This is a genomic window from Terriglobales bacterium (genome assembly GCA_035543055.1).
GTDB lineage: Bacteria > Acidobacteriota > Terriglobia > Terriglobales > Acidobacteriaceae > JAIQFD01.
Window position 1 is genome coordinate 1 of the sequence record DATKKJ010000168.1, and the last position, 10,503, is coordinate 10,503.

The 10,503-nt window shown below is 65.0% G+C and carries 9 protein-coding genes; 7 read left to right on the top strand and 2 right to left on the bottom strand.

The window, feature by feature from the left end:
- From VMS96_11290 to VMS96_11315, 6 genes are all read left to right on the top strand, one after another.
- Positions 1-711: rod shape-determining protein (locus VMS96_11290; protein HVP44009.1), on the top strand; the 711-nt coding region annotated here is incomplete at its 5' end.
- A gap of 97 nt (positions 712-808) precedes the next feature.
- Positions 809-1,987 (top strand): rod shape-determining protein MreC, encoded by a 1,179-nt coding sequence (gene mreC / locus VMS96_11295; GenBank protein HVP44010.1) that lies wholly within the window; start codon positions 809-811, stop codon positions 1,985-1,987.
- Positions 1,984-2,508, top strand: a complete 525-nt coding sequence (gene mreD, locus VMS96_11300) for a rod shape-determining protein MreD (GenBank protein ID HVP44011.1) — start codon at positions 1,984-1,986, stop codon at positions 2,506-2,508. Before mreC ends, mreD begins: the two co-directional genes overlap by 4 nt.
- A gap of 115 nt (positions 2,509-2,623) precedes the next feature.
- Positions 2,624-4,699 (top strand): penicillin-binding protein 2, encoded by a 2,076-nt coding sequence (gene mrdA / locus VMS96_11305; protein ID HVP44012.1) that lies wholly within the window; start codon positions 2,624-2,626, stop codon positions 4,697-4,699.
- The gene (rodA, locus tag VMS96_11310) at positions 4,699-5,790 is read left to right on the top strand and encodes a rod shape-determining protein RodA (protein ID HVP44013.1); all 1,092 of its coding nucleotides are present in this window, start codon (positions 4,699-4,701) and stop codon (positions 5,788-5,790) included. The genes mrdA and rodA overlap by 1 nt, the downstream gene beginning before the upstream one ends.
- Positions 5,791-6,189: 399 nt before the next feature.
- Complete coding sequence (locus VMS96_11315; GenBank protein ID HVP44014.1) at positions 6,190-8,895, top strand: Rne/Rng family ribonuclease; 2,706 nt, start codon at positions 6,190-6,192, stop codon at positions 8,893-8,895.
- Between the two features lie 78 nt (positions 8,896-8,973).
- Here the strand turns inward: VMS96_11315 and VMS96_11320 are convergent, their stop codons facing one another.
- On the bottom strand, positions 8,974-9,555 hold the full coding sequence (locus VMS96_11320; GenBank protein ID HVP44015.1) for a TIGR00730 family Rossman fold protein: 582 nt from the start codon (positions 9,553-9,555) through the stop codon (positions 8,974-8,976).
- Positions 9,556-9,716: 161 nt separating this feature from the next.
- On the bottom strand, positions 9,717-10,046 hold the full coding sequence (locus VMS96_11325; protein ID HVP44016.1) for a cupin domain-containing protein: 330 nt from the start codon (positions 10,044-10,046) through the stop codon (positions 9,717-9,719).
- 193 nt (positions 10,047-10,239) lie between these two features.
- Here VMS96_11325 and VMS96_11330 point away from each other — a divergent pair.
- On the top strand, positions 10,240-10,503 hold a 264-nt coding region (locus tag VMS96_11330), incomplete at its 3' end, for an STAS domain-containing protein (GenBank protein ID HVP44017.1).

A 10,503-nucleotide genomic window follows, 5' to 3' on the forward strand; every position in this document is an offset into this window, starting at 1 on the left:
ATCGTGATCGGGGTGCCTTCCGAGATCACCCAGGTGGAGAAGCGGGCGGTGATGGACTCGGCCTACCGCGCCAAGGCCAGCGAGGTGCACCTGGTGGAGCAAGCGATGGTGGCGGCCATCGGCGCCGGGTTGCCGATCACCGAGCCCAGCGGCAACATGATCGTGGACATCGGTGGCGGTACCACCGACATTGCAGTGATCTCACTCAGCGGCATCGTCTACTCGCGTTCTGTGCGCATGGCCGGCAACCAGATGGACGAAGCCATCATGAATTACCTCAAGCGCAAGTACAACCTGCTCATCGGCGAGCGCACTGCCGAGCAGATCAAGATCGAGATCGGCAGCGCCTACCCGCTCGACAAGCCGCTCACCATGGAGATCAAGGGCCGCAACCTGATCGAGGGCGTGCCCAAGACCATCACCGTGGACGACAGCGAGATCCGCGAGGCCCTCAGCGAATGCGTCAGCACCATCATGAACGCCATCCGCGTCGCCCTGGAGCGTACCCCGCCCGAGCTCTCCGCCGACATCAGCGACCGCGGCATCGTGCTGACCGGAGGCGGCGCTCTGCTCAAGAACCTGGACAAGCGCATCCGCGAGGAGACCGGCCTGCCCGTCTCCATCGCCGACGATCCGTTGGCCAGCGTGGTGCTGGGCACCGGCAAGATGCTGAGCGACTTCAAGCTGCTGCGCAAGATTTCGATCGAATAACGTCGAGGGTGCCCCACCCAAGCCCGGTTTTGGCTTGAGTGGGAAACTCGACACATTCCCCCAGCCCGGCACGCATTCCGCCGGGCTTCTGAGCGCGATGGAGAACGTCTTAGCCCGCTACCGCAACACGACCATCCTGGTCGCGGTTCTCTTCGTGCAGATCATCGGCCTGGCGGTGCAGGTCAAGAAGCCCACCGACGCCGGCTCCATGCTCCTGATCCGCTACTGGGTGGTCAGCGCCATCACTCCCCTGGAGCGGGCCGTGGTCAGCACCAGCCGCGGCTTCCGCAATGTCTGGACCAGCTACCTCGATCTCCGCGACGTGCGGGCCGAGAACCGCGCCCTCAAGGAGCAGATCGACCACATGCGCATCGATGAGGTCCGACTGAAGCAGGATGCCGACCAGGCCCGCCGCCTGCAGGCCCTGCTCGCGTTCAAGGAGCAGGTCATCTCCGAGACGGTGGCCGCCCAGGTCATCGGCTCCAGCGGCAGCGAGCAGTCCCGCATCCTCTACATCGACAAGGGCGCCAACGACGGCATCCAGCCCGACATGGCGGTCATCTCGCCGGGCGGCATCGTGGGCAAGGTATTGCACACCTTCCGCCACTCCTCCCAGGTGCTGGAGATCAGCGATCAGTCGAGCGGCGTGGGTGCCATCCTGGAGAAGTCGCGCCTGCAGGGCATCTTGAAGGGCTCGGCTGGCGGCGAAGTTTCCATGCAGTACGTGATGAGCGACGAGAAGGTCGAGCCCGGCGAGCGCGTGCTCACCAGCGGCGGCGACCGCATCTTCCCCAAAGGGCTGCCCATCGGGAACGTCACCGCCGTCAGTCCCGGACGCGATCTCTTCCTCAACATCCGGATCAAGCCCGCCGCCGACCTCTCCCGCCTGGAGGAGGTGCTGGTCATCACCAGGATCGTGGACAGGGAACCGGAGAGCGCCGACACCGGCGGCCCCATGCGCGCCGCCGACATCCTCGCCCAGCGCCTGCCCACCGTAGAGAAGAAGGCGCCACCCGAAGGCGAGAAGACTGCGGCCACGCCTGCTCTATCTACGGGTCCTTCGGCTGCTAAGCCGAAACCCGAGGCGCCAAAGCCGGCAACCCCCGGAACAGCCACCCAGGGGGCGGAGCGCGGGTCTTCGACCCGCGCCGCCGGGTCAGAGCCCCGGCCTCTGGCGAACGTGACTAAACCCACAGGAAGGCCCGCTCCGCCTCCGGCCCCGAGCCAGCCCGTCGTGCAACCGCCGGCTCAACCCGACCAGGGGGCGCCGCAGTGAACGTGGCCGTCACTTACACCTCCCGCGAAGAGATCGAGGTTTACAAGTTCAGCGCGCTCGCGACCGTGCTGATCCCCCTGCTCGCCATCCTGGCGCAAGTCTTCGTCCCGGTGCGGCTGCGTTTCTTCTCCGTCTTCGATCTGCCCCTGCTCGTGACCCTGTTCTTTGCCGTGGCCCGGCGCAGCCAGGTCAGCGGCCTGATGACCGGGGCGGTCATCGGCCTGCTCCAGGACGCCTTGACCCACCAGCCCCTGGGGCTCTATGGCATCGCCAAGACGGTTGTCGGATACGGCGCTTCCTCGCTCGGGGTTAAAATCGACGTAGAGAATCCGGGCTCGCGGCTGCTGATCGGCTTTGTCTTTTATTGGGTGCACCAGGCGGTGTACTTCCTGGTGGCCCGCAACATCGGGGGACTCAGCTTGGAGTGGCGCTGGCTGCACGCGTTCGGTGCGGCCCTGGCCAACGGACTGCTGGCGATCGTGGTCTTCGCCATCCTCGACCGCTACAAGCAGCGCGCCTGAGGGATTTGTGATTTGTAATCTGTGATCTGTAAGGTTAGCCGTCGACTTTGCAAATCACAAATTGCAAATCAAGCAGAGTTCCGGCTGCATCGAATCGACAGTAGTGACGTGGTAGATGTTCAATAGAGACGAACGAATCCCGCTCGGAAAACTGACCTTCGTTCAGTACTTCATCCTCGCCATCTTTCTGGTGCTGGGGTTCCGTCTGGCGCGCCTGCAAGTCGGCGACAGCGAGCGCTACACCTCGCTGGCCGAGCGCAATCGGGTCCGCACCATCCCCATCCTGGCGCCGCGCGGCAAGATCCTCGATCGCGAAGGCCGGGTCATCGTGGACAACTACCCCTCGTTCTCCGCCCTGCTGTTGCGCGACCAGCTCAAGGACATCAATAACGATATCGAGAAGATCTCTGCCGGCCTGCACATGCCGGTGTCCGAGATCAAGGAGCGGCTGCGCAAGTTCGCCTACGCCCCGGCCTACCAGCCCATGGTGCTGAAGGACGACATCACCCCCAGCGAACTGGCCTTCATCGAATCCCACCGCAACGAGCTGCCGGAGCTCGAAACCATCATGGTGCACCGCCGGCTGTATCCCCGCAACGGCTTCATGGCGCACCTGATCGGCTATGTGGGCGAGGTCAGCGAGGAAATGCTCAACCAGCCCGCCTACGAGTTGTATGAACCCGGCGACGTGGTCGGCCGTTCCGGGGTGGAGCAGGCCTACAACGACATTCTCATGGGCAAGGACGGCTACCGCCGCTCCCTGGTCAACAGCCGCGGCAAGGAGGTCGGCCGCCTGAGCGAGACCCCCGCCATCCCCGGCAAGCAGCTCAAGCTCACCATCGATCTCGACCTTCAGATCGCCGCCGAGGAGGCTCTCGACGCCACCGGCAAGAACGGCGGCATCATCGCCATGGACCCGCGTACCGGCGAAGTGCTGGCCATGGTCAGCCGCCCCACCTTCGATCCCAACGATTTCGCCGTCCGCATCACCCGTGACCAGTGGAACAAGCTGGTCACCGACGAGGGCAAGCCGCTGCTCAACAAGACCATCCAGGCCCAGCTCGCCCCCGGGTCGGTGTTCAAGATCATCATGGCCACGGCCGGCCTGCAGGAAGGCATCGCCCAGACCATGAACGTCAACTGCGGCGGCGGCGGGGTCTTCTACGGCCGCTACTTCAAGTGCTGGGTGACGGCGGAGCATCGCACCCACGGGGTGGTGGGCATCAGCAAGGCGATCTATCAATCCTGCGACGTCTTCTTCTACACCCTCGCCGAGCGGCTGGGCATCGGCCGCATCTCGAGGTACGCAGCCGACCTGGGGTTCGGCAGGCGCACCGGCATCGATCTCCCGCAGGAAGTTTCAGGCGTCATGCCTTCCGAAGAGTGGAAGGCCAAGTACTTCAAGCAGAAGTGGTATGCCGGCGAGACCATCTCGGTCGGCATCGGGCAGGGCGCGGTGGCGGTCACGCCGGTGCAGTTGATGCGCGCCATCGGCGGCATCGCCATGGGCGGCGACCTGCGCCGGCCGCACGTCGCCAACCCCACCGACCTGCCGCCCGGGTTCAAGCAGATCGGCGGCGACATGCCCAGCGAGGTGAAGTTCAGTTTCGATCCCCAGAACTGGGAGATCATCACCGACGCGATGGCCGAGGTCGTGCAGCCCGAAGGCACTGCTCCCAGCGCCCGCCTGAAAGACATTGATTTCGCCGGCAAGACCGGCAGCGCCCAGACCATGAGCAACGCCCTGGCCCAGAAGCTCGGCCACAAGCACTCGGTGCGCGACAACGGCTGGTTCGTCGGCTTCGCCCCCCGCCGCAATCCCAACATCATCGTCGCCGTCCTGCTCGAGGAAGGTGAACACGGATACCTGGCCGCCCGGACCTCCGCCGCGGTGGTCAAAGCGTTCGTCGAAAAGCAGAGGAAGCGCGGCCTGAAGATGGCCGGCGCCGATCAGCCTACCCAGGTCTCCGGCTTCTGGAACCGGCCCAATGCCGAGGGTGAAGACGCCCTCCAGGCCGGCCGCGTGTCGATTGCAACCGATGGTTCATTCAAACCAGTGAGCGCCGCGCCAGGCCTCGATCTCGATTGTGTGGCCCGGCCGTGCCGGCCGGGGAGCACGGGCGACACGCCCGTGCCACAACAGCCCGCCCTCCTGCCTCCTGCCTCTTTCTTGCCTGGGGTGACTCGCTAGTGGCCCGTTTCTTCTCCGTCCGCGATTTCGATTGGGTCCTGCTGGCTTTTGTCCTGGTCATCTGCGGTCTGGGCATCATGGAGATCTACAGCGCCACCTACAACACCAAGTTCGCCGGCGTCCATGTCAAGCAGGTGTACTGGATCCTCGCCGGACTGGGCGTGATGTTCCTCATGAGCCTCATCGACTACCACGCCCTGCTCGATAGCGTGCACTGGTTCTACATCGCCTCCGTCATTTCCTTGCTGGCGGTACTGGTGATCGGCAAGAAGTACCTGGGCGCGCGCCGCTGGATCCAATTGCCCGGCGGACAGCATTTCCAGCCCTCGGAGTGGGTCAAGCTCATTCTCATCGTGGCCATCGCCAAGTACTTCGCCGACTCCAAGAGCGAGGAAGCCTCCGTCTCCGACATCGTGAAAGCCGGCGCCTTGGTCGCCGTGCCCATGCTCCTGGTGCTCAAGCAGCCCGACCTGGGCACCGCCCTCACCTATCTCCCCATCGCGGTGATGGGACTTTTCCTGGGCGGCATCCGTTACCGCCACGCCGCCGCCATCATCCTCATCGCAGCCCTGATGCTGCCGGTGGCCTGGCATTTCCTCAAGCCCTACCAGAAGGAGCGCCTGGTCAGCTTCATGCAGCCGGAGGCCGACCCCCAGGGCTCCGGGTACCAAGTTCAGCAATCCCTCATCGCCGTTGGTTCCGGAGGTATTTGGGGCAAAGGGGCCACCAAAGGCTCGCAAACAGTGGGCGGATTCCTTCCCGTGCCCCACACCGACTTCGCCTTTGCCGCCTTCTGCGAGGAGCACGGATTTGTAGGCGCGCTGCTCCTGCTGCTGCTATACTTTGTAGTGCTGATGCGTCTGGTCCACAATGCCCAGACGGCGCCTGACCGTGCCGGGGCCTTCGTGGTCATGGGCGTGGTTGCGGTCCTGACCTTCCACGTCCTGGTGAACATCGGCATGGTGGTCGGATTCATGCCGGTCACCGGTATCCCGCTGCCGCTGTTGAGTTACGGCGGCTCGTCGGTTCTTTTCACGTTCCTGGCCCTGGGGATCGTCATGAACATCCGCATGCGCCGGTTCGTGAACTGAGAAGCAAGTCCGCGCGATCGAATGCGCGTTTGTCGTGCCGCCGTAAGGCGGCCGGAAGTTTCAAGATTCGCTCGCCCTCGCGAGAAAGGAAATGAGGGCAAACGGCCGGCCGGAACCAGGGCCGGAGAGGATTGAACGAGAGCAGCGCCCCGGGACGGGTTAACGACCCCGTCGCCTGCATCGGTGGGAGGAACCGCAGGCGGCTGTGAGGTCACAAGTCCTGGATCGAGCGCGCGACAGGTGACTACGATTCCGAACAGCATTCCAAGAATCCCACTCATCCTGAACCACGGTAGCCCGCTTCGTCTTCCGAGGCGCTGCCCTGGGCTCGACTCCGTCCTCTCCGCTCTGTCTCGCCGCCGCTAGCCGCGCTCCATCAGAACGCGGCAGGGAGACAGCATGTCGAAAGAATTGTTCGTCTCTTCGACCCCGCACGAGACCAAAGTCGCGATCGTCGAAGAGGACCAGTTAGCAGAGATCTATTTCGAGCGTGAGAACGAGTACACGCTCGCCGGTTCGGTGTACAAGGGCAAGGTCACGCGGGTGCTTCCGGGCATGCAGTCGGCCTTCGTGGACATCGGCCTCGAGCGCGACGCCTTCCTTTACGTCACTGACTTCCTCGAAGAGCAGGAAGACCAGGAAGAGTTCGACCGCATCATCACTGAGGCGCACGATGAATCCGTCCACGGCCGGGGCCCCGAGCCGGTCCCCAGCTCCGCCCCCATCCTGCCGCCGGCTGAACCCATCGAGCTGCGCCCGCCAGCCGAGCCCGCGCCGGCCCAGAACGTTCCGGAAGAGCGCGGTGATGACCGCAACGGAGGCCGCTGGCGCAATCGCCGCCGCCGTCGCCGGGGCGGGCGCGGCATCCCCGACTCCAAGTTCGCGAATGAAGGGTCGCGCGCCGAGGCCGCGCCCGGTCACGAACCGGAGCGCGAGCAGCCGCGAGAGCCGGAGCGCCCTCGCGAGTCTCGTCCCCCACGCTTTGGTCCGCCCGCCGGATACCAGCCCATCATCCTGCCCGGCGAGTCCATCTCCAAGTACCGCAATCTGCCGCCGCAGCCGCCCACGGCGGTAAGTGCGGCCGAAACAACCGCTCCAGAGCACGTAGAGGCTTCTGCGAACGTTGAACCGCAGAGAAATGTGGCAGAGCAGTGGACCGCTGAGGACCGTGCACGGTACGAAGAACCTAGAGACACCGGCGACGTCCGCGCTGCCGCTGTCGTTCCCACTCCGGACACCCAGGAGCCCCCGCGCGAATTGCTCGATGCCGCAGCCCACGAGGCACGTGAGGCCGCGGCGAGATCTGAGCAGATGAACGTCGCCGCCGTCTTCGGCGGCGAAGCCGCGACCCGCGAGGAACCTCCGGTAGAGACGCCCGGCAGGGCGTCTCACGAGCACCTCGAGCCTCCTCCGCCCGCCGCCTTCGCTCCCGGCCAGGGCGTCCTCGAGGAAGAGACCATCGAGGAAGAGGAGACCGAGCAGGCCGGGTTCTCCGAAGCCTCCGACGACATCGAGTTCGAAGAACTCGAGGAAGAGACCCTCGAGCACGGTGCTCAGCCCTTCAACGGCGAGACTCCCAACTCCGGCCCCGAGGACATCGGCGAAGAGGTGAAGCTGCACACCGCCGAGTCACTCGCCGAGGGCGAGTACGAGGAGGACACCGAGGAGGTCGAAGGCGAGGAAGAGGGCTTCGAAGAGGCCGAGGCCGAAGCCGAAGCCGAGGTCTCAGCCGAAGGCGCCGAGCAGGAAGAAGGCGCACGTGCCGAGCTGCGCGCTCCTACCGGCACCGCCGGATACCAGCAGCGCGGCGGCCAGCGCCCCGGCTTCGACCGCCGCCGTGGACGCGGACGTCGCGGTGGGCGCCGCATGGGCGGCGGTCCGCGCCGCAACATCCAGCGCGGCGGCCAGCCCCAGATCTCCGAGCTCCTGAAAGAGGGCCAGGAGATCCTCGTCCAGATCGCCAAGGAACCCATGGGCAAGAAGGGCGCGCGCATCACCAGCCACATCGCGCTCCCCGGACGCTACCTGGTGTTCATGCCCACCGTGAACCACATCGGCGTCTCCCGCAAGATCGCCTCCGACGAGGAGCGCCAGCGCCTGAAGCGCATCCTGCAGTCCGAGCATGCGGGCCCGGGCGGCTTCATCGTCCGCACCGCCGCCGCCGGCGCCAGCGAGGACGACCTCCGCGCCGACGTGCGCTTCCTCCTCAACCTCTGGTCCGAGATCCGCCATCGCGCCGACGATGCCAAGGCCCCGGCGCTCATCTACCACGACCTCAACCTGGTGGAACGCATCCTGCGCGACCAGGTCACGCAGAACTTCTCCCAGATCTGGGTGGACACGGAATCGGAATACGAGCGCGTGCTGCGCTTCGCCAACCGCTTCCAGCCCGGCCTGGTCAAGCGCGTCAAGCTCTACTCCAAGGAGACGCCCCTGTTCGAGCAGTTCAACATCCAGGACGAGCTCAACAAGGCGCTCAAGTCCAAGGTCTGGCTCAAGTCCGGCGGATACATCGTCATCAACCAGACCGAGGCCCTGGTGGCCATCGACATCAACACTGGCAAGTACGTCGGCAAGACCGCGCGCCTGGAAGACACCATCGTCAAGACCAACGTGGACGCGGTGAAGGAGATCGTGCGCCAGATCCGCCTGCGCGACCTGGGCGGCATCATCGTCATCGACTTCATCGACATGGACGAGCGCCGCAACCGGCAGAAAGTCCTGCAGGCCCTGGAAGAGGAGCTGCGCCACGACCGCGCCCCCTCCAAGGTGCTCCAGTTCAACGATTTCGGACTGGTGGCCATCACCCGCAAACGGGTCAAGCAGTCGCTGGAACGCACTCTCGGCCAGCCCTGCAGCTACTGCACCGGCACCGGCCTGATCAAGTCGGTCAGCACCGTCTGCAACGAGATCTATGTCGAGATGCGCAAGGTCGCCAAGCATCTCGAGGGCCGGGACGTCGTGTTGCGCGTCAACCCCGAGGTCGCCAAGGCCCTCAAGGCCAACAACGCGCGCTGGCTGACCGAACTGGAGGAGCTCACCCGGCGCAACGTCATCGTCAAGAGCGACCCCCTGCTCCACCAGGAGCAGTTCGACATAAACTAGTAGCTGGTAGTTAGTAGCCAGGGGCCGCGGTGAACGCCGCGGCCTTCGTTTTCCTAGCTACCAGCTACTAGCTACTAGCTACCTCTCTCTCTTCTCTATCCACGCTTCCTTCACCGGCGGTTTCCATCGCGCCAGCGCGTCCAGCAGCGCCTCTGGCATGCGCGCCTCCAGCACCAGCGCCCGGTTGTCGGGATGCAGGAAGCCCTCGCGCACCGCCTGGTCGAACTGCGCGATCAGGGGATCGAAGTAGCCCTCGACGTTCAGCAGCCCGCAGGGCTTCTTGTGGATCCCGAGCTGCGACCAGGTCACCGCCTCGCAGAACTCCTCGAAGGTCCCGTAGCCGCCGGGCAAGGCGATGAAGGCGTCCGCCAGGTCGGCCATCAGCTGCTTGCGTTCGTGCATGGAGTCCACGATGTGCAGCTTGTGCAAGTCCTTGTGCGCCACCTCGCGCGCCACCAGCGCGTGCGGGATCACCCCCTGGACCTCGCCGCCTCCGGCCAGCACCGCGTCCGCCATCACCCCCATCAGCCCGATGTTCCCGCCGCCATAGACCAGCCCCACCCCGCGCGCCGCCAGCACCCGGCCCAGCTCTTCCGCCGCGCGCCGGTACTCCGGCCGCCGCCCCACATTCGACCCACAGAACACGCAGATCCGCTTCACGCCCGACATTGTATGTTGTTTCCTGCGAGACCCATGGAAGGCGTCATGCTGAGGGCATTCATGCCCGAAGCATCTGGCGGGCAGGACCGAGACCCTAACCTCTGCAATCTGATTTGTGCCGTCGGCGGGCGGATTGGATTCGACTGCGGAGTGGTCGCGCCTTACTTCTCCCCGCCCTCAGGCCCATAGAAGAAGACCCAAACGAAGAAGTCGTCGCTGAAATCCTCAAAGCGGTGCTCGACCCCGGCGGCCGCGAACAGAAAATCCCCGGGCCCGAAGGGCTGGCGCTCCCCGGCGTGGAAGTAGGTCCCCCGGCCCTGGGCCACGAAGTAAACCTCGTCGCGGGTATGCGTAGTCTGCGGATCGTGTTTTCGAGGCGCGTACATCTTCACCTCCAGAGAGCCGTGGCGGAAGACGGCGACGGACGTCTTGGACTCGGGCGTGAACAGAGATGTGATCGCTTCGCTGAAACCGACCTTGAACGTGGCCATGGTCCGCTGGTCCCCTTTTCCCCCTGGAATGCCTCGCATTGTAACCGCTCGCGGGCTCTTGTACACGACGGTAACAGAGGCCGGGCATCCCATCGACAGTTGGTGCTAGCCACTGCCGAAACGAGTATGATGGTCCGCCTCAGGTCCTGCCACGGGGGTTGGGAGGACGAAGACTTGCCAGGGGGGATCCACGATGCTGCTCAACATCCAACGCGAAGCTGCGCCTGCCGGCGTCACCGTACTCAAGCTGACTGGCCGGATCACGCTCGGCAACAGTTGCCAGGAACTCGAATGGGAGATCGACAAACTGATGGATGAGGGCTCCAAGGGCGTGGTCCTCGACCTGAGCCGCATAGACCGCGTGGACAGCGCCGGGATCGGCATCCTCACCCTGTCTGCGGGCAAGCTGCGCAAGGCCGGCGGCCAGCTTCGGCTGGCGGGCGCGCAGGGAGCGGTC